Genomic DNA, 25,454 nt, shown 5'->3' on the forward strand with positions numbered 1-25,454 from the left:
AACCCACATTCCGCACCCCAACTGTCACACAACATCAACTAAAATGTAAATAAAATAGTACAAGAAAACTAATAAGAACGAATATTTAAATTGAAGCTAAGGGAGAAAAAGGAGATTACAGTACAAAATGTGTAAAATTTAACTTTAATCGCTTTAGTTAACTTTACGTTACATACTTGTAAATTTTGCCGCCCACTTACTTATATATATCCTGTCCGGTTAATCAAACTTCCTTCAAAAATATTTCTAGTCAGGATTTCAGTCCTGATTTTGTATCACTAGCGTCTTGTAAAAAGGACTAAAGTCCTATCTAAAAGCCAAAGGTTTCATTCTGGGTACTTATGATGACGCACTTCAATCACAGTATGTACATTGCCGCGAGGCGTAAAATCTGCTTTCACAATGACTTCCAACGGATCGCAAGCAGCCACAAAATCATCTAAAATTTGATTGGCAGATTCTTCGTGGGAAATGTAGCGATCGCGGTAACTATTAATATAAAGTTTGAGTGCCTTTAATTCCACTACCCGTTCATCAGGCACATAGCTAACATAAATTGTCGCAAAGTCAGGATAACCGGAAAACGGACATTTACAAGTAAATTCCGGCAAAGTAATGTTAATGTCATATCGCCTCCCCACACGGGGATTCGGAAAGGTAATTAGTTTACCTTCGGCAATGTCGCGTTCGCCATACTTCATTTCTTGGTTTGTCATTTGTCATTTGTCACTTGTCATTTGTCATTAGTTATTCTACTTATCTTTACGTCCTTTTAGTAATTTTGTAGCTTGTTAACTCCAAACTCCAAACTCCAAACTCCTAACTCCCCCTCAATACTCTTCCTTCTCCCAGTCTGGACAATTCTCATCTTCGCACCCGTGGGGATGCATAGCACAAACTAATAAATTACCACCATAAACTTGACCGTGGTAATGACTACAACCAATACAGGCAGGATTTTTTTCAGATGTAGGTTCAACTGAATAAGGAAAACCCGGATCTACATCTGCTACCATGTCTTCCAGTTCCCAGTAAGCTTCTAACATCGGTTCAGCCAAATCCTGTAGATACTGATCGACTTCAGTAACAATATTATTATGTACTTGCTCGGTGACTTCTTCTGTTAGCTCAAAAAGTGCGTCTACCACTTCACTCATTCCCAGGAAGAAGCGCTCTACTTCATCAGCCACTGTTTCGACGATTTCTACTAAATCTTTTTGCCACTGTTCCATAAACTTGACACCTTTGCAGGCTCTAAACAGGACGCTTTGTGTTATCTGGCTTGAAGCACTAAAATACACACTAAGCAATGTATCTTATCAAGTTTTTATCCGAAGTGTCATGTCAAAATGCCACTTATTACTTAATATTGCGCTCAAAGAATGCTTTTTTTTAGCGATCGCGTTGCAATCGTTTTAACTCATCTTGCAGTTTTAGCACTTCATCGCGCAATTTATCTACATTCTCATCATTTGACGCCTCTTTCACCGTTGGTTCATCTTCCTCTAAAATTTCAATGCGGCGAGGTTGAGAAGGGGGCGTTTCTGGTGAGGTTTCAACAGATGGTTGGGCTTGTTGGGCTTGCTTCATCATATCCTCAACGAAGCGGCGGGCTTCTTCTGTGTTCATTTCGCCCTTTGCCACCATTTCATCTGCCAGTTTTTGGACTTGCGATCGCACTTCGGCTAATTTTCCCCCTGCTTTCTCACCCGCGTAAGAAGCTAATCCAACACCGAGGTAAAAAGCTTTTTGAACAATATCTCCAAAACCAGGCATTGTTACTGACCGCTCCTAAAAATAGGGCGACCCGGAGACTACGCCTACCACAAGCCTCCCGTGTTGCTGCTACCTTCCGGTTCTGACAAGATTTGGGTGTTGCGATCGCATAGATCCAGGTCTTATATAAACATAACATGAAAATTCAGTAAGTGTGTGTCATTCCATAACAATTCGCCATTCATAAAGCTGATAGTTGACGCAGCCGTGTTTTACCAAGGGGTCATCAGCTACAATCGCTTCTGCTTCCTCCTTTGAGGCAGCCTCAAACAGCAACATTCCGCCTCTTTGCTCTACCCAATAGCCTGTTCGCGCTTTGTGTCCTTTAGTAATTAATTCTCGAATGTAGGCTTTGTGAGCAGGTACATATTGGTCAAAGGTAGGTTTATCGACTTTCCCTTCTTCAATTTTTACAAACCACGGCATTGTTTTCTTAACTCCAGTTACAACAAACAGCCTACGTAAAGTACCCAGTGCTGATTCAGAGTATCAAATACAATAAATTTTAAGTGAAGTGCGTTATAGCTTTAGCCTAACGCACCGCTATATCTGTAATATCCTTTGAGCGTTTGCCGTTCAATACTCAACAGCAATGATTTTATAATCCAAAATCTAAAATCCAAAATCTGAAATTGAATGAGCCGTTTTTTTATCGCCCTCCTACCACCGCAAGATATTCAAGACTACGCCAACGAGATTAAGCAGTACTTTGCCGATCGCTATGCTAGTAGCGGGGCGCTAAAGTCTCCGCCTCATATTACCCTGCAACCGCCCTTTGAATGGGCAGATGCTAACTTGCCACTATTAGAAGCATCTTTGAAGGAGTTTGCCAGTGGACAACAGCCAGTAGCAATTACACTTAAAGGGTTTGATGCCTTTGTACCTCGTGTTATATACATTAATGTCGTCAGAAGTCAAGAGCTTTTAACTTTGCAAGCTGATTTAATGGCTTATACAGAAAGCGACTTGAGAATTGTTGACAAGGTTTCTAAAACCCGCCCTTTTGCACCTCATTTAACGGTTGCATTTCGAGATTTAACAAAGCAGAATTTTAAAGCTGCTTGGCCAGAATTTGAAAATCGCCAGTTGCATTTTGAGTTTACTGCTGACAAATTAACCTTGCTGCTTCACGACGGGAAGCGCTGGAATATTAAACGAGAGTTTGCTTTTTTCTCTGGTAGTAATTGAGCTTTTAACCGATAATTCAGCCATTGCAAGTATTTTCTCAATGCCGATGTGGGTAGAATTTGGGATTCTAATTTATCGAATAGGTAATTCAATCACAAACTCGGTACCCTCACCTGGTGTTGAATGGCAATTTAGCTTACCGTGATGATTGTTAACTACAATTTGGTAAGCAATAGATAAACCTAGTCCTGTTCCTTTACCGATGACTTTTGTAGTATAAAAAGCATCGAATATCTTTGTCTGATTTGCTTCACTGATTCCTGAGCCATTGTCTGCAATTCTGAGAATAACTTGCTCTCCAATTGCTTCCGTTTTAATCCAAATAGTCCCACTATGTCGAAAGTTTTCATCAAAATATTGACTTTTTTGGATTTCTTCAATGGCATCAATTCCATTACTAATCAAATTCATAAAAACCTGATTTAGTTCGCCTAAATAGCACTCAACAAGTGGTAATTCTCCATATTCTTTGATTAATTTAATTGCTGGACGATGACCATTTGCTTTCAGTCGATGTCCAAGAATGAGTAGTGTAGTTTCTAAACCTTCATGCAGGTTAGCTAGTTTTTTACCTGCTTCTCCGTGTCGAGAGAACTTATTCAAGGATGAGACAATTTCTGTAACGCGAGCTGTACCTATCTGCATAGATTGAATAATTTTGGATAAATCATTTAACAAATAATTGATATCTTTTGTTTTAATAGCATTTTGAATTTCATCTGGAGGATCGGGTAGATATTTCTGATATAACTCGAGCAAATTAATAACTTCTTGGAAATACTCTTCAATAAAATTCAAGTTTCCAGCGATAAAATTGATGGGATTATTTACTTCATGGGCAATTCCTGCTGTCATTTGACCCAAGGTTGCGACCTTTTCTGCTTGAATCAGTTGGGTTTGAATCTGTTGTAATTCGGCGTTTTTGTCTATCAAGGTTTTCGTCAAATTTTTCAGCTTCAGTTGATGCTCTATTCGCACCAAGACCTCTTCATACTGAAAAGGTTTAGTAATATAATCTACAGCTCCTAATTGTAATCCTTTAACCTTGTCAGCAGTATCGGAAAGAGCAGTCATAAAAATGATCGGAATATCCCGGACACGAGGATTGCTTTCACTTTTGAGGTATTTACAAGTTTCAAACCCATCGATACCCGGCATCATGATATCAAGCAAGATTAAATCAGGTAAATTATCATTATCTAATCTCTGAATGGCTTTTTCACCACTGCGAGCTGCCCAAACTTCAAAGCTAGACTGATCCAAAAAGCTCGATAAAACTTGTAAGTTGGCAGGGTTATCGTCCACGACTAAAATAATTCCTCTGCTAGGATCGCTATTTAGGGAATTTTTTTGATCGCCTATAGTTACTGTCATAAAATTTCTATCCTATATTGATTCACGTTGCTTATTTGCAAAACGCTAAAGGAGAACACTCCCAATTCAAAATTCACGGCATAAAATCCACATAAATAAATTTAAGGAAATTAATCTTTTGAGTTTTCGTTCAAAAAGTTAAGGATTAAATCTTCGTCAAACTGCCTCGCTAGCTGCCGCAATTGGTTAGCAAAAAGAGCGAATTTTGCGTCTGTTTCCTCTAGTTTATCTGCCCATTTTAAAATGTCATTGAAGTTACCTTTACTGGCTAAATTCATCAGTTCCTGCAATATATCGGGGGAAGGAAGAGTCAATTTATCTGGTGAACTATCAAGTGTTGTAGGCGAAGAATTAATTTTTTGTTCCTCAGATTGCTGGTAAATCCATGTCAAACCTAAATTGCACTCTAATTGATGCAGTAATTCATTTGCCTGTACAGGTTTGCTCAAAAAGGTGTCACCTCCTGCTTGCAGACTGCGATTTTGGTCGGCTTCAAAGACACTAGCAGAAGAGACGATAATCTTGATATCGTGGATATCTGGGGTATGACGCAGGTGTTTAATCAATTCAAACCCATCCATTTCTGGCATCAGCAAATCTGTAATCACTAGGTCTGGTTTCAGGGCGATCGCTTTTTCTAAACCTTCTTTACCGTTGCTGGCTTCAACTACGTTGAAACCCAATGGTTGCAGTAAATTTGTAATTACTGTGCGATTCTCCCAGCGATCGTCCACCATTAAGATGGTGCGGGGTCTACCTGTAAAGCCAATGATTTGTCCCTTGGATACAGCCATCGCAGACTGTACCCATTCGCTGGCTTGGGCGATCGCAATTTCAAACCAGAAAGTACTACCCTGACCAATCTCACTTTTAACCTGGATATCGCTACCCATCATCTGCACCAACTGCCGAGTAATAGCTAAACCCAGCCCTGTCCCTTCTATCTGATGCTTTTTTTCACCTACTTGTTCAAATGGCAAAAAAATGTTGCCCAATTGGGTTGGAGTTATGCCAATTCCTGTGTCTTTTACACTAAAGTGAATGTGATATTTCTCCATCTGCCCATCAGCAGTCACTCGATCGATTACCTCAACCTCGAAGCTAACTTTACCCTCATCAGTAAATTTAATGGCATTTCCCAGCAGATTCAAAAGAACCTGACGTAACCTTTTGACATCGACATGAACCCCTGTGGGTAAGTTGCTTGCGGGTTCATAGACAAACAAAATGCCTTTTTGTTCTGCCCGAATCTGGCAAATTTCTACAATACCCTGTAAAAAAGACGGAAAATGCACATCTTGAGGATTCAGTTCTAGTTTTCGCGCTTCAATTTTGGAAAGATCCAAAATGTCATTAATTAGAGTCAGTAGATGAGAGCCACACTGTTCAATAATATTTACATGATATTGCTCTGACTCTGGCAAAGCTTTGGAACGCAGCAAAATTTGAGCGCAACCCAAAATACCATTCAAGGGCGTTCGCAGTTCATGGCTCATGTTGGCTAAAAATTCGCTCTTAGCCCGGTTTGCGGTATCAGCCGCTGTTTTAGATTTTTTCAGTTGAGCTTGTTCAAAAGCTTGTACCTGCCACAAGACAGCGATCATCGTCACTGTTAATCCGCCCACAATTAGGGCGATCAGATCGAGAAATTGTAGCCGAGATTCAATGTTTTGACGCGGAATTACCAAAGCCACAGACCAATTAGTTTCTCGTAACGGCATATAAGCAACATACTTTTTAGTGCCGTCAATTTCCATCAACTGAATTCCCTGTTGTTTGTTTACCATTCGCTGCGCGATCGCATTTAAATTGCGATCTGGAATTTTCAGCAGGCTGGGTGCGGGTTTTTCTACCGTTGACATTAAGGTTGAGTTGGGATGGACGATCGCTTCTCCTTGGGAATTGAGGGCAAATGCATAGCTGTTGTTGCCGTAGTGCAAAGAGTTGACCACCTTTGCAATGCGATCGACTTTAACATTGCCGTGGAAAACTCCAATCGGTGAACGATTGGTAGGAGAATCAGACCAGATTGGAGTGGCGATCGCAATTAAAGGAATACCTGTGGAACGGCTAATAAAGGGATCGGAAATGTTGCTTTTTCCTGCTAGTGCTTTTTGAAAGTAGTCTCGATCCTTAACATTCTTATTTGACCGACCAATTTTAGTATTAAAATACGAACCATCCGGGGTAACTATTTGGAAAAAGAAAAATTCATCGATCCGCTTAACTTCTGACTTTAAATAAGGTTCTGCTAAAGACCAGTCTAAGGAGCGTACAGTTGAAGTATGAGCAAGGGTTTGCACCTCGACTTTGCGAATATGTAACCACTCCTCAATTTCATCAACTCCTCTCTGTACCTCTAAAAATGCTTTTCCTCTCAAGTCTTGTAGCGTTATTTTTCGAGCAGCCTGATAGCTAAAATAAGCAGAAATACTCACAATAAGAGTAGTGCCGCCAATAATAAATCGGATTGGTAAATTCCGTGAAGAATACATTTTGGTGTCAGATGGGCTGGAGTTGCCTTCGATCGCAGGCTTAACCCTTTAAACAATGGGTTTTGTAAGCAAAAAAAGGGCTATATTTAGATTGCCCAAAAAATTATTAATAATCGCAATTATGATTGTTACCCATAGCTGCGATTGTCAATACCCTAAACTTTGCTAACTATCCTTTAAAGACCTGTATTGTGAAGTATGTATAGGCCGATCGTCGAGTAAGTTCAAAAAATACACTTTATCAAAAATATAATAATCAAATTTCTCGTTATAATTTTCTTGATAAATTAGATAATATTACTGATATTTAAGTATCGGTAAATAGTCAACTTTATTTAGTAAAACAGGTATTTAAAATCAAAAATTTGGATTATTTTGTAACAGGCGAAAGCCAAGAGTCGCCATCTAGGTGACATTGGTAGCGATTAAATGACTGCCGACCCTATGCAAATTGAATGTGAAAGAGGTTATCAAATCTGATTAACAAGCTACAGTATATACCTGTAACATAACAACCAATTAGGTAATACTTGCCTTTTGACTAATGACTCAAGTAGATATTCTGATCCTTTCAAATGGCCCAGGTGAAGTAACAACCTGGGTGCGTCCAGTAGTAAAGGCGTTGCGGCAAGAACTAGGGGATGACCGTTCTATAGTGAGGATTTCTGTGGTATTATCGCCTTGCTCAAATGCCAGTGGTAAAGAAGCAGCGATCGCTCTTTCTTACCCCGAAGTAGATAGAGTTCAGGGAGCAGAACATTTTTGGCAATTTTTGCTTTGGGGTAAAACATTTGAAAATTGGGATTGGAGAAGTCGCGGTGTTATCGTTTTTTTGGGCGGCGATCAAATTTTTCCAGTGATTATAGGCAAAAAGCTCGGATATCGCACAGTTGTTTACGCCGAATGGGAAGCCAGATGGCATAACTGGATTGATCGCTTTGGTGTGATGAAACCCGAAGTAGCAGCCAAAGTCCCAGCAAAATATGCTCAGAAATTCACTGTTGTCGGTGATTTGATGCTAGAAGCTAGTAGTCAAGAGTCATTAGTCATTGGTCATTTGTCCTTAGCAAATGACAAAGGACAAATGACTAATGACATAAACGCGTCAGTGACTTCCCACAGCGTAGGACAAAAGACTGAATTGATTGGTTTACTCCCTGGTTCAAAAGCAGCAAAATTAGCCCAAGGAGTACCATTATGTTTAGCTATTGCCGAATACATTCATGCAAAAAGACCGCAAATCAGATTTGTGATTCCTGTAGCCCCAACTTTGGATTTACCAACTTTAGCTAGTTTTGCCAATCCCCAAAAGAACTCTATTGCTGAAATCTTTGGCTTTGGCGGTGCTTCCTTAATTATCCCAGAGGATGCTCAAGGCAAGGCATTGCTCAAAACAGCAACGGGCTTAACTGTAGAACTGTGGCAAGAAAACCCTGCATATCACTTATTATCCCAGTGCTGCATCTGCTTAACTACGGTGGGGGCAAACACTGCTGAACTTGGTGCTTTAGGAGTGCCAATGATTGTTTTACTACCAACGCAGCAACTTGACGCTATGCGTTCTTGGGATGGTTTACCTGGATTGTTGGCAAATCTGCCAGTAGTCGGTACGCTATGCGCTAAGGCAATCAATTGGTCATTTCTGAGATTTGTGAGACGTAAAGGTTTATTAGCATGGCCAAATATCTGGGCACAAGAAGAGATAGTCCCAGAAATTATGGGTAAAGTTCAACCACAAGATATTGGAGAAATGGTTTTAGATTTTTTGGCGAATCCAGAAAAATTGGATGATATGCGCGCTAAACTCCGTAATATTCGCGGTGAAAACGGTGCAGCGCAGAAGATAGCACAGATTGTTGGTGAGGAGATTGGGAAGTAGGGAAAGATGAGGGAGTAATCAAAGCAACATCCCCCTAATTTTTACTCTGGCTTAACGTGAGTTAGACAAGTATTATTTGACGTCTCCCCCAACCCCTCTCCGACACGGAGAGGGGAGCAAAAGCTGAATTTTTCGCTACTCCTCCCTTTGGGTTTCGGAGAGGTTCATCGAACTCACTCTGGCTTAATCTGAAGATTCTCCATCCCTGCGCCCAAGTTCATAAATGCCAGCACCCATACAGGCTAATATACCTGTACTAATTCCCCAACTCTCGCCTAAACTAATTTCCAGACCCCAGTTACATAAAGTGCCGACTACCAAAAAAGGCACAATGCTAAACAGTGAAGCGTAGAAAGCGTTTTGGGATTCTCTGGCTTTACGAGTCTTTTCAAATTCTGACTGGCTGGTATAAAGCGATCGCTCGGCAAAGTTAAACCAGCGATTGAGTTGCTCGATTACCCATTCATTGACTCTGGAAAAACCTAGATATAGCGCCAATGACCACAAACTCGCTCCAGCGATCGCGATCGTGTCTAACTCAAAACGGAAAGGTAAAATTTCAGTCAGCATTGCTTAGGTGAATCCTGCAAAGGGTTAACTTTAGCTGTCAGTAGATGCTAAATAAACCTCTTGTGCAATTTTAAGCATAAAAGCTCACAAGATTTCAACTACTTAGTAAATATCCAGCTTCTTAGCTTGTTTACACCCGTTTTACACTCATTCTCTATCTAAAGGTATCAAAAAATACCTCACATTTTAGTTTAAGCTACAACAGTTTTCCTATATAAGCTAGTACCTACAAACCACAAACCCCTTGAAATTATTATATTTCAAGGGGTTTAATATAGTGCCAGGAACCGGACTTGAACCGGTGACACGAGGATTTTCAGTCCTCTGCTCTACCAACTGAGCTATCCCGGCTGGGGCTTTTGTGAGCCACGATTAATCAATGTAGCAAAGATAAAAGAATATAGCAAGTCTTTGGAGAAAAATAGTTATGCAGCTTTCAAACTGAACTTAAACCAGACGAAAACGGCTACAAATAGTAGAAACTGGACAAGAACAATACTTGGTCCAGAAGCAAGATTGAAAATACCTGAGACAATGATCCCAGCAATGCTGCTAATGGAACCAACTATTACCGACATGACTAGAAAGCGGCTAAAGTGGTGACTCATCAGTTTGGCGGTGGAGGCGGGAATGACTAAAAAGGCGTTCACTAGTAAAACACCAACAGCTTTAATCGCCACAGCAACGGCGAGTGACAGCAAGACTACAAAAGCGTAGCGGTACAATTGAACGGGAACGCCTTGAACTTGGGCGACATCGGGGTTAAGGGTCAATAAAATTTGCTGTCGCAGAGTTGATAGTAAAAATATGCTTCCTCCCACAAGGACTAGCAGCGTCAAAATCAAATCTGTGGTGTCGATCGCTAGAATATCCCCGAACAGTACAGCCATCAAGTTGCCACGATATCCTTTAATTAGGCTCGTGAGAATTAAACCGATCGCTAATGCCCCAGAGAGCACGATGCTAAGTATGCTATCGCTAGCTAAGTCGGTTTTGTCGATAAAGTAGAGGACAATAACCCCAAAAACTAAGGTAAAAGGTAACAGCATCCAAGTAGGATTTATTTGTAGCAGCACACCTAATGCCACACCTACTAATGCTGCATGACCAACCGCATGGCTGAAAAATGACAACTGGCGCAAGGTGACAAAACTACCCAACATCCCGCCAAGTATTCCCATTAAGGCAGCACCGACGATTGCACGCTGTATCGAAGGAAGTTGTAACAACTGTAGCAAATCATCACTACTAGCGATCGCAAGCCAATTTATCTGACAATCATTGAAGAAATTCATAATTACTGGCATTTTTCATTCTTTAATTACGAATTATTTTAATGTTGGTGCTGGTAGCGACTGAAACCTGGGCCATAGGTTGCTAACAGGTTTTGCGGTGAAAGGGCAATTTCTGGCTTACCAGTACAAACAATGCTTTGGTTCAGGCAAAGCACGCGATCGCAATGCCGATTTACCATATCAATATCGTGAGAAACTTGTAATACTGTCCAACCTTCCTCTCGCTTTAATTCATTTAGCAAAGCGTAAAAATCTGCTGCACCTTGCACATCAACACCAGCAAAAGCTTCATCTAGTACCAAGAGTTTCCGAGGCATTACCAAACAATAAGCCAATAAAACCCGCTTCAGTTGACCGCCGCTAAGAGTACCAATAGCTTGATGCTGCAAATGATAAGCATCAGTTCGCCGTAAAGCTTCTGTTACTGCTGCCGATTTTTCTCGGTCTTTTTTCCACAGCTTGGAAAAAAATGAATTCTTTCTTTTCCCTTGCTTAGTCCATCCCAGTCCAACTAATTCGCTGACAGAAATGGGAAAGTTGCGGTCAAAAATAAAGTTTTGCGGCATATAGCCCAACGTGTGGCGTAAATGCCCCAATCTAGAAATTGGACGACCCAAGATTTCAATCGTCCCAGCACTTCGAGGTATCAAATCTAAAACCGCTTTTACCAGGGTACTTTTACCAGCACCATTGGGGCCAACAATGGCTGTATCTGTTCCTGGTAATAATTCAAAGGAAACATCTCGAACAGCTAGATAGCTGCCTTGATAAACAGTTAATCCTTCTACTTTCAAAATAGGAATGTCATTAGTCATTGGGCATTAGGCATTGGGCATTGGGCATTGGGCATTGGTCATTTGCAAAAGACAAAAGACAACTGACAAATGACAAATCTATTTACACGATGTTTCTAGAGTTTGCAAATTCGCTTTCATTGCCTTGAAATAATGCTGTGGATCTGTTTCGCCAGTTTCTAGAGAATCCAGAGTACGCAAATTTAATTTCAAGTCTTTAGAGAGGCTGTTCAGCAGTTTATTATCTACTCCTGGTTCGCTAAATAAAGCTTTGACTTTGTATTTTTTCACGGCGCTGACGGCATTTTGCACATCTGTTGGTGAAAGTTGATCTTCGGGAATTTGTACCACAGCAACTTGCTTGAGGTTATAGCGTTTAGCTAAATATGGAAACGCATCATGAAAGGTAATAAAGGTGCAAGTGGGATTTTTCTGTAAAGTCTGCTGAAATTCACTGTTTAAACTTTCTAATTCTTTAATATAAGCTGTAGCATTTGCTTCGTAAGTAGCTTTGTTCCTCGGATCGGCAGCAATTAATCCATCTCGAATATTTGTTACTTCCTGTTTTGCTAAAACTGGATCTAACCAAACGTGAGGATTACCCTGACTTTGTTCGTGGTCTTTTTCATCTGGCGTCGTTTTTACGACAGGTGAAATTTCATTTAAGGGTTTAATACCAATACTTGCATCAATTTCAGTTAATTTGGGATTTTGGGCATTTTTGACGGTACCTTCCAGAAATTCTTCTAAGCCTAAACCATTTTTCACTAATACCTTAGCAGTAGCGATCGCTTTGACATTTCCTGGTGTCGCTTGGTATTCATGTACCTCCGTACCAGGTGGCACTAGAATTTCTACATCTGCGACATCCCCAGCTACTGCCTTAGTAAACAAATATATCGGCAAAAATGTCGCTACTACTTTAGTTTTTCCTGACTGCGCCTGTGGGATAGAAGCAGCTTCTTGTGCTTGCGGCAACTGTTCGGAAGTTGTTCCCTGATTTGGATTCGATTGACTACACCCAGTAGCCATCGACAACATTAGCAGAGCAATTATGGGCAAGATGCCGCTTCTGTGCCTACCTGTTCTAACTTCTGTGCAATTCACAATCACGTATTTTGCCTCCAAAACGGATGCTGACTCTGCCTCTGTCAAAATTCCTATTGACAACTTTATACTATAATAATTCTCATTCTCATTTTAAGTACATAATATCATTCTGAGTTTGCTGTGTAATGAGTAACAACAAAACTTTTTCAGACGGTACAGCCCTCTGCAATTTAGTTTTCCCTAAATAATTAGGGTTTGTTGACTTTTTTGTTAAAAAGTTTCCTCTCTTCTGATAAGATTGCTGACAAATATTCTCATAAAATACACGTTTAAAAAACGTGGTTTGGGTGTGAGTTGGAGATCGGTGTGAGGAGAGAAATGCAAAAATTCTGGAAATATCTGCTAGTTAGTCCAGCAGTCTGCGGTGTCATGCTATTTGTGAATACTGCTACATTTGCAGGTGAAACTTCTAGCATGTCTGAAATCAATCAAGTGCAAGTTTTAGCTAATCCAGACACAAAAGTTGAGACAAAAGCGCAAGTTACCTCCGTGTCTCAATTTTCTGATGTACAACCAACCGACTGGGCATTTCAAGCATTGCAATCCTTGGTTGAGCGCTATGGCTGTATTGCAGGATACCCAAATAGCACTTATCGCGGTAATCGGGCATTAACGCGATATGAGTTTGCTGCTGGTTTGAATGCTTGTCTCGATCGCGTTAACGAACTTATTGCGACAGCCACTGGCGATTTAGTTAACAAACAAGATTTAGCCACATTACAAAAGCTGCAAGAAGATTTTTCCGCCGAACTGGCGACACTCCGAGGCCGTGTAGATGCAGTAGAAGCGCGAACTGCTGAATTGGAGGCGAATCAGTTCTCAACCACAACTAAATTGCAAGCAGAAGTTGTCGCAGTCGCTAGCGATGTTTTGTCAGGAAATACAGTTAACGGTGCGGAAATTACAGATAAGAATACAACTTTAGGGTTACGGGCGCGGATACAATTCGTGACCAGCTTTACAGGAAAAGATACGCTGTTCACCAGAATCCAGGCTGATAATATTCTCAGTCCTAACATCGGTACGCCAGAGGGGAACTTATTTTTTGCTGGCGAGGATGGTACCACTAATGCTTTTATAGATGCCTTGTATTACAAATTCCCTCTGGGTGAAAAAACAGAGGTTACTGCTCTTGTCAACGCAGCCGCAGCAGATGATATTACCAGTACTGTCAATCTCTTTGACGGTGATGGCTCCTTTGGTGCTTTGTCCACCTTTGGTACACGCAACCCAATTTATAATCAGATAAATGGCGCGGGGTTGGCAGTAACGCACGAGTTCAGCGATCAATTGGCATTAAGTCTAGGGTATTTGAGTGGTACAGCTAATGACCCCTACGCCCAATAATGGTTTGTTCAATGGTTCTTATGGTGCGTTGGCACAGCTGACAGTTAAACCAAGCGATCGCATTTCTATCGGTTTAACTTACATCAATTCCTACAATCAACCACTACTCACAGGTAGTAATGCTGCCACTTTCCAGGATATAGCAGCTATCCAGGGTTTACCAGAAGATCAAGTAGGATTTTCCAGTAATTCTTACGGTGTCGAAGCATCCATTGGCATCACTGATAACATTGTCTTGGGTGGTTGGGCTGGATACACCAACAGCCAAAGCTTGAGAGGAACTCGTGGAGACGTTGATATTTGGAACTATGCTGTCACCTTGGGCTTTCCTGACCTCGGTAAAAAAGGTAACTTAGCAGGTATCATCGCTGGTGTGGAGCCGAAAGTGACAAGTTCTAACATCGCAGGTTTGGATAGCGATCCTGATACATCCTATCATCTTGAGGCGTTCTACCAGTATAAGCTGAGTGACAATATCACCATTACTCCTGGAGTCATCTGGTTAACATCTCCAGATCATAACGACGCTAATGATGATGTTGTTATTGGTGCATTAAGAACCACATTCAGTTTCTAATTTTTTAAAATTTTAAAAGAAGACGCAAATTTATCTTTTGCGTCTTTTTTTGGGTATAGGTTTAAAAATAGAACTTAGCATTTTTACCCAGCTTGATATCTGAAAACAACGCGAGTTCGACAGTTAGGAAAGGTCAAAAAAGTTGCTAGATATGAATTTGCTCAACTGAACATCCACGCAGCCTGAAAAAAGTCGCGTTCACAAAACATCGCATAACGATAAGTTGAATGCACAACAGAATCAGTAGCGGCATAATTGTCAACCAAATTTTCTAATTGTTGTGTCAGTGGTTGAAAATCTGCGCTGCTATAAGTACGAATCCAGTCTGCATATTGATGATTAGGAATACCGTTACAAGCCAATTTTTCTCCTAAAAAGGCATACAAACGCATACAGGGAGACATTGCCGCAGCAGTTAAACCGACATCTTTGCTCCAAGCAGTTGCTAACAAAAAATCAGTATAGCGGCGAGTAGCAGATGCAGGTTCTACAGCATACAAATTGACTCCCCACTCAGAAGCATAACTACTATGCAGGCGAAGTTCTTCTAAAACTCCACTAGCTAAATTATGAAATGTGGTGAAACCTAACCAGTCTGGTGCTTTGGCTGCGGCGATACTGTAGGCACGGGCAAAAGCTTCTAAGAAAAAAGCATCTTGCCCTACGTAGTAAGCAAATTTAGCTTGCTCAAGAGTACCATCGCCAATGCCTTGAACGAAAGAATGCTCTAAGCAAGCTTGGGCTAAGTCTTGATTTGCTGCCCATAATTCGTTAGATAAAGTCATTTGTTATTTGTCACTTGTACTGAGCGAAGCCGTTGGCGTGGTCACTGAGCGTAGTCGAAGTGCAGCCTCTCCAAGAGTTGTATTTGTCATTTGTCACTTGTACTGAGTTTCGACTGCGCTCAACTACCGCGAAGCCGTTGGCGTGGGTCACTGAGCGTAGTCGAAGTGGAGCCTCTCCAAGAGTTGTATTTGTCATTTGTCAACTATTATCTCCTTTAAAAAGGGAAGAACTGGAGTAAGACTGAGCCAATACTTCCCAAAAAGTCAACGAAGCTGGGTTTACCAGTACTTACCTTCTCATTAACCGGTGTTTGTAGTTCTTTTATAAAAGTTTGGGCTGTTAGGGTTCCAGTGCTGTTGTTTTGGGATGTAAACAATTTTTCTGCAACTTGAGCATCTTGGAATGCACCTTGTCTATCTAGTATTTGGTAACGAGCGACACCACGAGCAAGATAAGCATCTGCATATTCTGGTTTAATTGCGATCGCTTGATTAAAATAACTGATTGCTTGCTGTTGGTTGCCTTTTTGCCCTTCTGCTACACCCAAAGCATAAAAATCTGCTGGTGAAGCAATTTGTGATGGTATCGCAACTGCACCTTGAAAGTTAGTCCCATTCAAGTAAGCGCCAGTTAGTTCTGCATTTGCTAAATAAGTATTTCTCAAATCAGCACCCGTCAAATTTGCCCCATTAAATTTAGCTTCGCTCAGGTTAACGCCAAATAAACTCGCGCCACTTAAGTTTGCACCCCGCAAATCTGCACCGCTCAAATTTGCACGGCTCAAGTTTGCACCTGTGAGATTAGCACCGCTCAAATTGGCTCCAGATAAGTCAGCCATCACTAAACCTGCATTCATCAAATCACAGTTTTGACATTGTTTGGTTGCTAATAACTGTTTAACATGTTCAGAATTAGCTGCTTGTACGGTCGTTGTCAAACTAATCGTGGTTAAAAATGCAACTGCACTTAGAAATTGAATCTTCATATTTATGTAATATTTATTACTCAATAACAGTATAAACTGAGATGGATTTATACCTCAGCATTATGATATGAGCAATCTCAATAATTTGTCCTCTGTAGTTGCCTACATCACTTATAAATTGGTGATACCTTTCCTGTAGAACCTTACGCTAAAGGATTCTAGAAAAGTCGGGAAAGTATAAATTGAGCCGATATTAAGATTGATAACCCCAGTAAGAAGGGTAAATGAGCATCATTCGTCAAGATAAATGATACATTTTACTAGAGGCAAAACTGATGTTACAAAATTAAACTCACTGCAAAATATCGCTTCCAAAAAATCATCTGTAACATCCAAATAATTAGTATTTGTTAAAATCAAGTCAATTAGTAGAGCAGTATCCAAGCCTAAAGTTTGCCCTATAGCTGGACTAGTCATTGTCATCAGGGATGCTTGAACTCAGGAGCAAAATGATAGATTTGCTTTTAGATACCCTGATTTTAAATAAATATGAGACTATAGAAATATTAAGGCAGTCAGAAAAACGTGAGTCAGCAAGACAAACTCTTAGAAAAAATTCTCTCTGGGACTTCTGATACAGATATCCCTTTCGCCCAACTGTGGCAACTTTTATATACACTAGGCTTTGAAGAACGGATTCGTGGCGATCATCGTATTTTTTTCAAAGCCGATGTTGAGGAGATATTGAACCTGCAACATAAAAAAGGAAAAGCCAAAAGCTATCAAATTAAACAAGTTCGGGCAGTGATTCTCAAATATAAGCTAGGAAGTAAAAATGATGTTTCGGTATGAAATTATTCTCTACTGGAGTGAATTAGATCGAGCTTTTATTGCTGAAGTTCCAGAGTTACCAGGCTGTGCTGCTGACGGTGATACTTATCAAGAAGCACTGTATAATGTAGAATTAGTTGTGCAAGAATGGATAGAAACTGCTAAAGATTTGGGGCGTCCAGTTCCTGAGCCTAGACCACGTTTGATGTACATTTAATTGATACACAAAGCAAGTTCAACTTATTTTTTAGCATAATCATACGTGAGTTCGACAAGCCCTTTTTTGACTTCTCCCTCAACCCCTCTTGGACACAAAGAGGAAAGCCAAAACCCTAATTACTCGTTGCTCCTTCCTTGACCCGTGGGAGAGGGAGGTTGTGAGGGAGAGGTTCATCTAACTCACGTTAATCATAAATTTTCAAACATTCTTTAAGTGAAGAACTTAGTTACTGGCAATCTTACAAATCACCATAATATGTGAATTGTATTTGTTAGTAGTATAGTGAATAAGTTGTAGTCCAGAACGTTCTATTTCTTGCAATAGTTTAGGTATTTCATACTTGTGATGCCGCCAAATAGTAATTTCTTCACCTTTAGAGATTTCAATATTTTTCTCTATCCCCATCCGACTAAAATTGATAGTGTAATCATGACGTAGTTTCAGATTAGCAACAATACTATCTGTTTTTAAATCGTATTTTCTCACTAGTTCGCAATCTTCCGATTTTATCCCAATCTTCTTTTTAACCCATCCATATACTTCTTCTACATGATACTTGCAGCCACCTCTAACTATTCCATCCCATGTAGAGTTAGAACCAGTTTCGTTGGTAAATACTAACAGATCATTTTTTCCCATGCTATCTCTAAAGTTTTTGAACACCTCATCTCTATTTTGATGATTTCCAATGGTAACACCTAAGTGTAAAAATATTTTTGCTATGTCGTCAATTTCAAGGATAGCTTGATTTTGGAATAAACTTTTGGGTACACAACTACTTTCTATGTCAATTGTGGAACTGATAAACTCGATTAATGGAAACCATTTTTTAAAATTCCTTTTGGAGACATGAAGCAATTCTTCGCTAATATCTAAAGCAATATATTTGTTAACTTTTTTTAATTTATTTAGTTTGCGAATAAACTTTTTAACAGGATAGGAATTACCTGCGCCAACATCTATAATATTTACTCGATCGCCAGCTTTGATATTACCATTAAGGTATTTAAAATTTTCTTTTAAAAGGTCAATTTCTACATTTGCCCTTCCATACCATCTAGGAATAGCATGTTTCAGATAAAAATCGTTCCAATTTTTTGCACCTCTCCCTTTATAAGAATACTTAAGAGGGATTTCTCGTCTGACTTCTAATGCATGAATTATCCGTGAAATTTCTTCTTCAGAAAAAAGAGAGTAGAACTCAGAACTTGGCTTTGCTGTGCGACTGATAGCAGGTGAAATCTCAAAGGGAAGTTGGGAATTACGATGAAAATTTTGAGCCATTATTCTTGTTCTTTGGTTTTCTTCGGTCTGGAAATTGATTAGCCGTAATGCTTGCTAGAAATATATTCTCCCATACCACTGTCCAAAACCTGGAATCTTCATCACAAACAATTTGCCGCAAGTCATACAGGATTTAATCAAAAACAACATAAACCTTGCTACTCTTCTTTTGGCGGAGATGCTATGCTAACGGGAAAGCTCCGCGAATGTCGCTCCTCTTTGCGATTACATATTAGATTTAATTATAGCTATCTACTTACATTATGGTAGATAATTCCCAAGAGCCAAAAGAGCATGATGTATCTCTGTGCGGTCATTATAAAGTCCCAGCAGATGATGTAGTTTTGGGAGAACTTGAAAGAATTAACCAGTTGATGATGCATGGAAGGATTGAGCAAAAAATTGATGCTCTTCTGGATGCTTTTGAATATGGTCAAGCTGGCTTACAAATAATTATTCATTCGTTGCATGACTCTTCAATAGAAGTGAGAGAAGCTGCCTATTTTCTACTTCAAGAAAGTACAGAATGGTCAGCAAAAGAGGTCTTACAAGAATATATACCTATGAATTTTTTAAATGCCTTCATGCATGGAATGGGCAAACTGTAATGTCTTTGTGTTCTTCAATCAGTTCAGATTGGAAAACTCTAGTAAGTGTTGATAATGGAAAATGCAACCTTTGGGATTTAAGAACAGGTCAGCTAATACGCACTTTGGATATCAATTTACCAAATGATGATATTGATGATGTTACTGATTATGTTAATATCGCTTTCATCCCTGATACGCAAACCCTTATCATTGCATCTGAAGGTATAGTAAGTCTATGGGACATACAAACAGAGGAGATAATTCGCACTTTAAAAGGGAATTACGCTGGCTCTTTCGCTACCAATTTGCTGAATAAAACAACCATCTCTCTCGGTCGTCGCGTTCATGATGACTACTCTGACTCTGAACACCCTGTTAAAGTCTGGAATTTACAGACAGGTCAGCTAGTTAGTACTATATACGGGCATAATACAGCTGAAGAGAACGATCTGATCGTCAACCCCTCAGAGCAGTTTCTCACTATTATGTATTGTCACTTTAAGGATGCACGTGGTTTTTATGACATAGTTCTTAAAATGTGGGATTTACAAACTGGTGAACGACGAATTGCTACATTTAATGTGCCTCTTAGTAAATCGGATAAAACTTTTTTCCCTACCTTAAGCCAAGATGGAAAAACTCTTGTTACTTGCAGTGGGGATGCCAGCATCAAAGTGTGGAATTTCCAAACAAAGAAGATAGTTCATATTTTCCAAGGTCATCGAATTATTCACGGTCATCAACCTATTTTCCTAAGCCCTCAAGCCAATATTCTTGCAAGTGTAGGGGTCGAGAATAGAATAAATACTATCATTTTATGGGATTTAATTAGAGGAGAAAAAATACATATACTTGAAGGCTCCGCACCTGTGGCTTTCAGTACAGATGCTAAAGTTATCGTAAGTGGAGGTGCAGACAATACAATCATTGTGTGGGATTTACAAACGGGTGAAAAACTTTGCATACTGGAAGGTCATTCATCTCGAATTGTAGACATTGCTATCAGCCCAGATGGCCAAACTATTGTCAGTTCCAGTGACATTAGTAGTTACTTTGCTAACGATGCTACTATCAAAGTCTGGGGAGTGTGATAATACTAACACCCTTGATGGACTAGCCAATTGGTTTTTTACAATCAAAAATAGGAGATAATTTTCCAAAGATAGAGGGGTAAATACCATTGGTTCAGCAACCAGAACTCCAAGAAACTTCGTCGATAAAGGCAACCCAGCGCGTGCTTAAAAGTTTAAGCACTTACCGGTGGACTTCACTGGGAGCATTAGTCAGCCTGTTGCTGTTGACGATCGCCAACGCACTCACTCCACAACTATTTCGGTGGGGAATTGATGAGGGAATCGCGCCAAAAAATCTCCAAATTGTGCTATATAGCGCCGCCTGGATGGTAGTTGCCGCGATCGCTCGTGGTGTATTTAACTTTGGACAAAGCTATTTAGCAGAAGCAGCATCTCAGGGTGTTGCTTATGAACTGCGAAACAAAATTTTCAGCAAAATCCAAAATCTCAGTTTCAGCTTTCATGACCAGGCGCAGACTTCCCAACTACTAACCCGTGTCACCAGCGACATTGAACAAATTCGTACCTTTGTTGGTACTAGTTTAATTCAGGTCGTCGGTTCAGTTGTGACATTGGTGAGTATTTCGGTGGTTTTGCTGGTGATGAACTGGCAATTAGCACTGATTAGCCTAACAGCAGTGCCCATAACCGCATGGTTAATGGCACTATTCGTCAGCCGAAATAACAAACTTTTTCGGCAAGTACAAGAGCAACTGAGCAACCTCAATGCTATATTGCAAGAGAACTTGCTAGGAATCCGCGTAGTAAAAGCCTTTGTGCGGGAGTCAACCGAAAGGTCGCGTTACACAACTCTGAATGATGGCCTAGTCAAGGCAAACATGAAGACCATTAGCGCCATCCGTGATACCTTTCCCTTGATATTCTTGCTGAGTAATTTGGTAACACTGGCAGTTTTCGCCTATGGGGGAGCGCAGGTGATTGGGCGCAGATTTTCCATTGGCGAGCTGGTGGCGTTTAACTCCTACCTAGCGTTGATTCTCCAACCAATTTTGTTGATTGGATTTGCCGCACCCGCGATCGCTCAAGCAGCTGCTTCCGCCGAACGTGTCTACGAAGTTGTGGATGCAGAGGTAGAAATTCGCGATTGCCCTGGTGCTGTCCCCTTTGACACCTGCGGTGGTAGAATTACCTTTGAAAATGTTTCCTTTCGCTATCCCGGAGCGACAACCGAAACTCTCAAAGAAGTATCCTTTGAAACCAAGCCTAACGAGCTAATCGCCGTTCTCGGAATGACTGGTTCGGGAAAAAGCACAATCATGAACCTGATTCCTCGCTTTTACGATGTCACCAAGGGAGCAGTTCGCATTGACGGACGAGATATAAAAAGTTTCACACTCAAAAGCCTCAGATCGCATATTGGGATTGTCTTTCAGGAAACCACCCTCTTTTCTGGCACAATCCGCGAAAATATTGCCTACGCCAAACCTGATGCCACCTTAGAAGAGGTGATTGAAGTTGCGAAAACCGCCCAAATGCACGATTTTATTAGCGGTCTAGCTGATGGCTACGAGACGATTGTGGGCGAACGGGGCGTAGGCTTATCTGGTGGACAAAAGCAGCGAATTGCGATCGCTCGTACCTTACTAACCGATTACAGCATTCTGATACTTGACGATAGTACCTCGGCTATAGATGCCAAAACTGCCGCCCAAATTCAAGCCGAACTAGATGGTTTAATGCGCCAAAAAGCTTGTACAACCTTTGTAGTAGCTCAACGTATTAGCACTGTTAAAAATGCCGATCGCATTTTTCTCATGGATAAAGGACGATTGGTAGCACAAGGCACTCACGAAGAATTGATGCAAACCAGTCCACTCTACGGTGTAATTTTGGAATCTCAGGTAAAACCAAAGGAGAAAAAATGATCTCCAATTAGCATAATTAATTTTGCTTACAGCCTAGTAATAAAGACTTTTAATCTAAAATCGTTCGACTGAGCGACTTGCCTTGAGCGGAGCCGAAAGGAGCCGAAGTCCAAAATCCAAAATCTAAAATTTTTATGAGAGGCACTATTCCCGTTGTTGCATCTGAGGAAAACGCAAGTCAGCAATTTTCCACCCTGCGGCGCTTTTTACAATACGTGCTGCTTTATCGCAAAGAAATTCCCATCGCTCTGACATTAGTATTAATTGGTGCCATAACTCAGGCAGTTGGACCATTCTTTCTCGGCTGGTCGATCGATCGTTTGATTGCACAAGGGAATTTGCAAGGACTGCTGATGTTGTTAGGGCTACTAGGACTGAACTACGGACTTGGTGTCTTAGCAATTCGGGGTCAAATTATTCGAGTCGGCTGGATTATGCAGCGATTGCTGGCTCAACTAAGACAAGATATTTTCATTAAAATCCAAAGTCTGCCACTCAGCTTTTTCGATCGCAGCGAAGCAGGCGATTTAATGAGCCGCTTGCTGAATGATGTCAACACCGTGAATCAAGCATTTGGACTGACGATTGCCCAAATGCTGGGCAATACTTTCAGTTTGGTGGGCATTGTAATTGCTATGCTCTCAATCAACCTGCGACTTGGTTTGTTGAGCAATCTGGTTGTGCCACTGATGATTTTTACCACAAGCTTATTTGCACGTTGGGCAAGAGTCAGATTTCGCGTCACCCGACAAACCATTGGGGAACTTTCCGCCAAGTTAGAAGAAGATATTGGCAGCGTCCGAGAAGCACAAGCATTTAATCGCGTACAGATGAATATCGCAGAATTTGATATTCTTAACGCCGCTAATAGAGATGCCAACGTTGAGGCTGTGGCAATTACTTCCGCCTTTTTGCCCTCTATCGATTTTCTCAACACACTAGCAACGGCTGGCGTGCTAGCCTATGGCGGTTATCTAGCGGTAACAGGAGCTGCAACAGTGGGTGTAGTGACATCCTTTTTACTTTACGTCCAGCAGTTCTTCCGCCCGATCCAAATTCTCAGCCAGTTTTACACCCAAGCTCAATCTGCTTTTGCCGGATTAGAGCGAATATTTCTATTATTAGATGAACCGTCAGAACTCAAAGATGCACCCGATGCCATAGAAATGCCGCCTATTCAAGGTGAGGTGACATTCGAGAACGTCAAATTTGGCTATAACCCAGATCGACTGGTTCTTAAAGGAGTAAATTTACACGCCTATCCAGGGCAGATGGTTGCATTAGTCGGGCCAACCGGTTCGGGAAAAAGTACAATTATTAATTTGATTTTGCGCTTCTATGATGTATCTAGCGGTGCAGTGAAAATTGATGATATTGATGTGCGTAGCGTGACTCAAGCAAGTCTGCGCCGTCAAATTGGCATCGTCCTGCAAGACAATATTTTGTTTACCGGCACTGTCGCCGAAAATATAGCTTTTGGCGCTCCTTACGCCAGCCAAGCTGATATCGAAGCGGCTGCACAACTAGCAAATGTGCATGAGTTCATTACCTCATTACCACAGGGTTATACAACTCAATTGGGGGAACGGGGAGCGCCTCTGAGCCAAGGACAGCGACAACTAATCAGTATTGCTCGGGCGGTATTAATTAATCCCCGAATTCTGATTTTGGATGAAGCCACCAGCAGCATCGATACCCGCACAGAAGCACTAGTACAAAGTGCGATCGCTCGTTTGCTCCAAGGTCGTACTAGTTTCGTAATTGCCCACCGCCTCAGTACAGTTACGCAGGCAGATCGGGTATTAGTAATTCAGCAGGGACAAATTGTCGAACAGGGTACTCACGCCGAACTCATTAATCAGCAAGGTGTTTATGCCAACCTTTATGCTCTGCAACTGGGTGCAGCAGACACAATGGTTCTTCAAAACGAAAAGTAAAATATTATATATAGCTCAAATTTACTAATTGCCAGCAAAAAAAAATGAAGCTACCTAACCTTGATTCACAAACCATCGATCGCATCATTGAAATGGCATGGGAAGATAGAACATCTTTTGATGCAATTGAAGCTCAGTTTGGGCTGTTGGAGAAACAGGTAATCGCCTTAATGAGGCGCGGAATGAAAGAATCTAGTTTCAAGATGTGGCGAGAACGAGTCACCAAACGCAATACGAAGCATTTATCTCAGCGAGAATTTATTACAGGTCGGTTTAAATCGCATAATCAAAAAACCTAAGTAATTGGGTAAGCGTAGGCGTAGCCCGTCGTAGCATCGCTCTTTTGTGATATAAACCATCAAGGGCTAAAATGCTGTAAAAAGAATAAGCGTGCGATCGCTTGTACTCATTGAGTGAAAACTACCAAATTCACCAAGCACAATGACGAAAGTTACACTCTACATTGCAGCTAGTTTGGATGGCTACATTGCTCGCAACGATGGCAAAATTGAGTGGCTATCAATCCTTGATACAGAAGATGAAGACTATGGTTATGGTGATTTCTACGAATCGATTGATGCGATCGTCTTGGGTAGCAAGACGTATGAAGTAGGGTTGGGTTTTGATCGCTGGCCTTATCCAGAAAAAAAATCCTTCGTATTCACCCAGCGTAATTTCCAATCCGATCGTCAGGACGTTGTATTTGTTTCTAACCCAGTAAAACAGGCGTTAGCAGATATAGAGGCTCAAGGTTTTAAAAATATCTGGCTAGTTGGTGGCGGAGAATTAATCAATTCGTTTCTTCAGCACAGCTTGATTGACGAATATATTATTTCAACGATTCCAATTATCTTAGGTGGCGGTATACATCTTTTTCCACCATCTAACCATGAAGAAAAATTAGAGCTGATTAACTCACAACAATATCCAAGTGGTTTACTTCAAACACATTATAGGCGAAAAGTAAATGGTTAAAATAATTCGTAATCCCTAATGATATTCTCTACGAATTACGAATTACGAATTAGCTAAACAAGCTTCTGAACAGCGTTGCTAAAGTCTTCGTAAGGAGAAACCCCTACTATAGTTTCTGCTAAAATACCATCTTTGAAAATTAAAACTGCTGGAATACTGCGAAGACCGAATTTTTTGAAAACGGGCTTATTCCTGTCAACATCTACCTTAACGACTTTAGCACGACCTTTGTATTCTTCGGCAAGTTGATCCATTAACGGACTGACTAGGCGACAGGGGCCACACCAAGTAGCAGTAAAATCAACAACAACAACTTTCTCTTCACTTCCATTTAAAACAACATCAAATTCACTTTCTTCAACGTAAGTAACTATGTCAGTATCAGTAGACATTTTTTAATTCCTTAGTGGCAAACTAAAATTTCAGCAAAAAACTAACTATACAAACTATACTCCCTTCTGAGTGTCAGATTAATTAGTTACCTACATTCATAGGAAAACTCCCACAGATGATTTTTGCTGTAATGGTATATTTAATGACTT

25 protein-coding genes, 1 tRNA gene, 1 other RNA gene and 1 pseudogene are annotated in these 25,454 nt (G+C 40.7%); 11 read left to right on the forward strand and 17 right to left on the reverse strand.

Translation table 11 applies throughout. From position 1 onward, the window contains the following. Window positions 1-326: 326 nt before the first annotated feature. From queF to NSTCB13_RS36145, 5 genes are all read right to left on the reverse strand, one after another. On the reverse strand, window positions 327-716 hold the full coding sequence (gene queF / locus NSTCB13_RS36125) for a preQ(1) synthase (RefSeq protein WP_445626433.1): 390 nt from the start codon (window positions 714-716) through the stop codon (window positions 327-329). A gap of 114 nt (window positions 717-830) precedes the next feature. Continuing rightward, window positions 831-1,232: a hypothetical protein gene (locus NSTCB13_RS36130; protein ID WP_445626434.1), complete on the reverse strand. Its 402-nt coding sequence runs from the start codon at window positions 1,230-1,232 to the stop codon at window positions 831-833. A 160-nt stretch (window positions 1,233-1,392) separates the two neighbouring features. Further along, window positions 1,393-1,776 (reverse strand): phasin family protein, encoded by a 384-nt coding sequence (locus NSTCB13_RS36135; protein WP_445626435.1) that lies wholly within the window; start codon window positions 1,774-1,776, stop codon window positions 1,393-1,395. 25 nt (window positions 1,777-1,801) lie between these two features. After that, window positions 1,802-1,898: signal recognition particle sRNA small type (gene ffs / locus NSTCB13_RS36140), an RNA gene on the reverse strand. Between the two features lie 37 nt (window positions 1,899-1,935). Then, window positions 1,936-2,202, reverse strand: coding sequence for a YciI family protein (locus NSTCB13_RS36145; RefSeq protein WP_289795594.1), 267 nt, complete (start codon window positions 2,200-2,202; stop codon window positions 1,936-1,938). Between the two features lie 210 nt (window positions 2,203-2,412). On the opposite strand from NSTCB13_RS36145, the gene NSTCB13_RS36150 reads away from it, so the two are divergent. Continuing rightward, on the forward strand, window positions 2,413-2,964 hold the full coding sequence (locus tag NSTCB13_RS36150; protein WP_448275795.1) for a 2'-5' RNA ligase family protein: 552 nt from the start codon (window positions 2,413-2,415) through the stop codon (window positions 2,962-2,964). Between the two features lie 72 nt (window positions 2,965-3,036). Here the strand turns inward: NSTCB13_RS36150 and NSTCB13_RS36155 are convergent, their stop codons facing one another. Together NSTCB13_RS36155 and NSTCB13_RS36160 are read right to left on the reverse strand one after the other, a co-directional pair. After that, window positions 3,037-4,338, reverse strand: a complete 1,302-nt coding sequence (locus NSTCB13_RS36155; RefSeq protein WP_448275797.1) for a hybrid sensor histidine kinase/response regulator — start codon at window positions 4,336-4,338, stop codon at window positions 3,037-3,039. A gap of 110 nt (window positions 4,339-4,448) precedes the next feature. Further along, on the reverse strand, window positions 4,449-6,833 hold the full coding sequence (locus NSTCB13_RS36160) for an ATP-binding protein (protein ID WP_448275799.1): 2,385 nt from the start codon (window positions 6,831-6,833) through the stop codon (window positions 4,449-4,451). 544 nt (window positions 6,834-7,377) lie between these two features. Between NSTCB13_RS36160 and NSTCB13_RS36165 the strand changes: the two genes are divergently transcribed. Continuing rightward, entirely contained in the window at window positions 7,378-8,712 is a 1,335-nt protein-coding gene (locus tag NSTCB13_RS36165) for a lipid-A-disaccharide synthase (protein ID WP_445626468.1), read from the forward strand. 183 nt (window positions 8,713-8,895) lie between these two features. On the opposite strand, the gene NSTCB13_RS36170 is transcribed toward NSTCB13_RS36165, so the two are convergent. From NSTCB13_RS36170 to NSTCB13_RS36190, 5 genes are all read right to left on the reverse strand, one after another. Further along, complete coding sequence (locus NSTCB13_RS36170) at window positions 8,896-9,282, reverse strand: hypothetical protein (protein WP_334866878.1); 387 nt, start codon at window positions 9,280-9,282, stop codon at window positions 8,896-8,898. Window positions 9,283-9,560: 278 nt separating this feature from the next. Continuing rightward, window positions 9,561-9,633, reverse strand: a tRNA-Phe gene (locus tag NSTCB13_RS36175). A gap of 74 nt (window positions 9,634-9,707) precedes the next feature. Beyond that, window positions 9,708-10,577 carry a metal ABC transporter permease gene (locus tag NSTCB13_RS36180; RefSeq protein ID WP_448275895.1) on the reverse strand — a complete coding sequence of 290 codons (870 nt, stop codon included), beginning with the start codon at window positions 10,575-10,577 and terminating at the stop codon, window positions 9,708-9,710. A gap of 38 nt (window positions 10,578-10,615) precedes the next feature. After that, window positions 10,616-11,392: a metal ABC transporter ATP-binding protein gene (locus NSTCB13_RS36185; protein ID WP_448275801.1), complete on the reverse strand. Its 777-nt coding sequence runs from the start codon at window positions 11,390-11,392 to the stop codon at window positions 10,616-10,618. Window positions 11,393-11,470: 78 nt separating this feature from the next. Continuing rightward, window positions 11,471-12,412, reverse strand: a complete 942-nt coding sequence (locus NSTCB13_RS36190) for a metal ABC transporter substrate-binding protein (RefSeq protein ID WP_448275897.1) — start codon at window positions 12,410-12,412, stop codon at window positions 11,471-11,473. A 387-nt stretch (window positions 12,413-12,799) separates the two neighbouring features. On the opposite strand from NSTCB13_RS36190, the pseudogene NSTCB13_RS36195 reads away from it, so the two are divergent. Continuing rightward, window positions 12,800-14,405, forward strand: a pseudogene (locus tag NSTCB13_RS36195) (iron uptake porin). Window positions 14,406-14,566: 161 nt separating this feature from the next. Here the strand turns inward: NSTCB13_RS36195 and NSTCB13_RS36200 are convergent. The 3 genes from NSTCB13_RS36200 to NSTCB13_RS36210 form a co-directional block, all read right to left on the reverse strand. Then, window positions 14,567-15,190: a TenA family protein gene (locus tag NSTCB13_RS36200; protein WP_448266585.1), complete on the reverse strand. Its 624-nt coding sequence runs from the start codon at window positions 15,188-15,190 to the stop codon at window positions 14,567-14,569. A 215-nt stretch (window positions 15,191-15,405) separates the two neighbouring features. Beyond that, complete coding sequence (locus NSTCB13_RS36205; protein WP_448266584.1) at window positions 15,406-16,176, reverse strand: pentapeptide repeat-containing protein; 771 nt, start codon at window positions 16,174-16,176, stop codon at window positions 15,406-15,408. 231 nt (window positions 16,177-16,407) lie between these two features. Then, window positions 16,408-16,593, reverse strand: coding sequence for a hypothetical protein (locus tag NSTCB13_RS36210; RefSeq protein ID WP_448266583.1), 186 nt, complete (start codon window positions 16,591-16,593; stop codon window positions 16,408-16,410). Between the two features lie 108 nt (window positions 16,594-16,701). On the opposite strand from NSTCB13_RS36210, the gene NSTCB13_RS36215 reads away from it, so the two are divergent. Then, complete coding sequence (locus NSTCB13_RS36215; RefSeq protein WP_448266582.1) at window positions 16,702-16,968, forward strand: type II toxin-antitoxin system HicA family toxin; 267 nt, start codon at window positions 16,702-16,704, stop codon at window positions 16,966-16,968. Further along, window positions 16,952-17,164, forward strand: a complete 213-nt coding sequence (locus NSTCB13_RS36220) for a type II toxin-antitoxin system HicB family antitoxin (protein WP_448266581.1) — start codon at window positions 16,952-16,954, stop codon at window positions 17,162-17,164. The genes NSTCB13_RS36215 and NSTCB13_RS36220 overlap by 17 nt, the downstream gene beginning before the upstream one ends. 225 nt (window positions 17,165-17,389) lie before the next feature. Here the strand turns inward: NSTCB13_RS36220 and NSTCB13_RS36225 are convergent, their stop codons facing one another. After that, the gene (locus tag NSTCB13_RS36225; RefSeq protein ID WP_448275803.1) at window positions 17,390-18,451 is read right to left on the reverse strand and encodes an L-histidine N(alpha)-methyltransferase; all 1,062 of its coding nucleotides are present in this window, start codon (window positions 18,449-18,451) and stop codon (window positions 17,390-17,392) included. 263 nt (window positions 18,452-18,714) lie between these two features. Here NSTCB13_RS36225 and NSTCB13_RS36230 point away from each other — a divergent pair, with 263 nt between their 5' ends. From NSTCB13_RS36230 to NSTCB13_RS36255, 6 genes are all read left to right on the forward strand, one after another. Next, window positions 18,715-19,059, forward strand: a complete 345-nt coding sequence (locus tag NSTCB13_RS36230) for a hypothetical protein (protein ID WP_445626475.1) — start codon at window positions 18,715-18,717, stop codon at window positions 19,057-19,059. Then, window positions 19,059-20,132 carry a WD40 repeat domain-containing protein gene (locus NSTCB13_RS36235; protein ID WP_445626476.1) on the forward strand — a complete coding sequence of 358 codons (1,074 nt, stop codon included), beginning with the start codon at window positions 19,059-19,061 and terminating at the stop codon, window positions 20,130-20,132. The genes NSTCB13_RS36230 and NSTCB13_RS36235 overlap by 1 nt, the downstream gene beginning before the upstream one ends. 89 nt (window positions 20,133-20,221) lie before the next feature. Then, a complete protein-coding gene (locus NSTCB13_RS36240; RefSeq protein ID WP_445626477.1) occupies window positions 20,222-22,000 on the forward strand; it encodes an ABC transporter ATP-binding protein in 1,779 nt (592 codons plus the stop codon). Window positions 22,001-22,134: 134 nt separating this feature from the next. Beyond that, window positions 22,135-23,937 (forward strand): ABC transporter ATP-binding protein, encoded by a 1,803-nt coding sequence (locus NSTCB13_RS36245; protein ID WP_448266576.1) that lies wholly within the window; start codon window positions 22,135-22,137, stop codon window positions 23,935-23,937. A gap of 44 nt (window positions 23,938-23,981) precedes the next feature. After that, on the forward strand, window positions 23,982-24,236 hold the full coding sequence (locus NSTCB13_RS36250; RefSeq protein WP_448275806.1) for a TIGR03643 family protein: 255 nt from the start codon (window positions 23,982-23,984) through the stop codon (window positions 24,234-24,236). A gap of 142 nt (window positions 24,237-24,378) precedes the next feature. Next, window positions 24,379-24,912 carry a dihydrofolate reductase family protein gene (locus NSTCB13_RS36255; protein WP_448275807.1) on the forward strand — a complete coding sequence of 178 codons (534 nt, stop codon included), beginning with the start codon at window positions 24,379-24,381 and terminating at the stop codon, window positions 24,910-24,912. A gap of 53 nt (window positions 24,913-24,965) precedes the next feature. On the opposite strand, the gene trxA is transcribed toward NSTCB13_RS36255, so the two are convergent. Continuing rightward, window positions 24,966-25,304, reverse strand: a complete 339-nt coding sequence (gene trxA, locus NSTCB13_RS36260) for a thioredoxin (RefSeq protein ID WP_322696114.1) — start codon at window positions 25,302-25,304, stop codon at window positions 24,966-24,968. Window positions 25,305-25,454 lie beyond the last annotated feature (150 nt).

This window comes from Nostoc sp. DSM 114160, from assembly GCF_053470305.1.

Coding starts and splice junctions, on each gene's coding strand:
- queF (WP_445626433.1), bottom strand. CDS start 716: ATGACAAACCAAGAAATGAAGTATGGCGAACGCGACATTGCCGAAGGT.
- NSTCB13_RS36130 (WP_445626434.1), bottom strand. CDS start 1,232: ATGGAACAGTGGCAAAAAGATTTAGTAGAAATCGTCGAAACAGTGGCT.
- NSTCB13_RS36135 (WP_445626435.1), bottom strand. CDS start 1,776: ATGCCTGGTTTTGGAGATATTGTTCAAAAAGCTTTTTACCTCGGTGTT.
- NSTCB13_RS36145 (WP_289795594.1), bottom strand. CDS start 2,202: ATGCCGTGGTTTGTAAAAATTGAAGAAGGGAAAGTCGATAAACCTACC.
- NSTCB13_RS36150 (WP_448275795.1), top strand. CDS start 2,413: ATGAGCCGTTTTTTTATCGCCCTCCTACCACCGCAAGATATTCAAGAC.
- NSTCB13_RS36155 (WP_448275797.1), bottom strand. CDS start 4,338: ATGACAGTAACTATAGGCGATCAAAAAAATTCCCTAAATAGCGATCCT.
- NSTCB13_RS36160 (WP_448275799.1), bottom strand. CDS start 6,833: ATGTATTCTTCACGGAATTTACCAATCCGATTTATTATTGGCGGCACT.
- NSTCB13_RS36165 (WP_445626468.1), top strand. CDS start 7,378: ATGACTCAAGTAGATATTCTGATCCTTTCAAATGGCCCAGGTGAAGTA.
- NSTCB13_RS36170 (WP_334866878.1), bottom strand. CDS start 9,282: ATGCTGACTGAAATTTTACCTTTCCGTTTTGAGTTAGACACGATCGCG.
- NSTCB13_RS36180 (WP_448275895.1), bottom strand. CDS start 10,577: ATGAATTTCTTCAATGATTGTCAGATAAATTGGCTTGCGATCGCTAGT.
- NSTCB13_RS36185 (WP_448275801.1), bottom strand. CDS start 11,392: ATGACTAATGACATTCCTATTTTGAAAGTAGAAGGATTAACTGTTTAT.
- NSTCB13_RS36190 (WP_448275897.1), bottom strand. CDS start 12,412: ATGTTGTCGATGGCTACTGGGTGTAGTCAATCGAATCCAAATCAGGGA.
- NSTCB13_RS36200 (WP_448266585.1), bottom strand. CDS start 15,190: ATGACTTTATCTAACGAATTATGGGCAGCAAATCAAGACTTAGCCCAA.
- NSTCB13_RS36205 (WP_448266584.1), bottom strand. CDS start 16,176: ATGAAGATTCAATTTCTAAGTGCAGTTGCATTTTTAACCACGATTAGT.
- NSTCB13_RS36210 (WP_448266583.1), bottom strand. CDS start 16,593: ATGACTAGTCCAGCTATAGGGCAAACTTTAGGCTTGGATACTGCTCTA.
- NSTCB13_RS36220 (WP_448266581.1), top strand. CDS start 16,952: ATGATGTTTCGGTATGAAATTATTCTCTACTGGAGTGAATTAGATCGA.
- NSTCB13_RS36225 (WP_448275803.1), bottom strand. CDS start 18,451: ATGGCTCAAAATTTTCATCGTAATTCCCAACTTCCCTTTGAGATTTCA.
- NSTCB13_RS36230 (WP_445626475.1), top strand. CDS start 18,715: ATGGTAGATAATTCCCAAGAGCCAAAAGAGCATGATGTATCTCTGTGC.
- NSTCB13_RS36235 (WP_445626476.1), top strand. CDS start 19,059: ATGTCTTTGTGTTCTTCAATCAGTTCAGATTGGAAAACTCTAGTAAGT.
- NSTCB13_RS36245 (WP_448266576.1), top strand. CDS start 22,135: ATGAGAGGCACTATTCCCGTTGTTGCATCTGAGGAAAACGCAAGTCAG.
- NSTCB13_RS36250 (WP_448275806.1), top strand. CDS start 23,982: ATGAAGCTACCTAACCTTGATTCACAAACCATCGATCGCATCATTGAA.
- NSTCB13_RS36255 (WP_448275807.1), top strand. CDS start 24,379: ATGACGAAAGTTACACTCTACATTGCAGCTAGTTTGGATGGCTACATT.
- trxA (WP_322696114.1), bottom strand. CDS start 25,304: ATGTCTACTGATACTGACATAGTTACTTACGTTGAAGAAAGTGAATTT.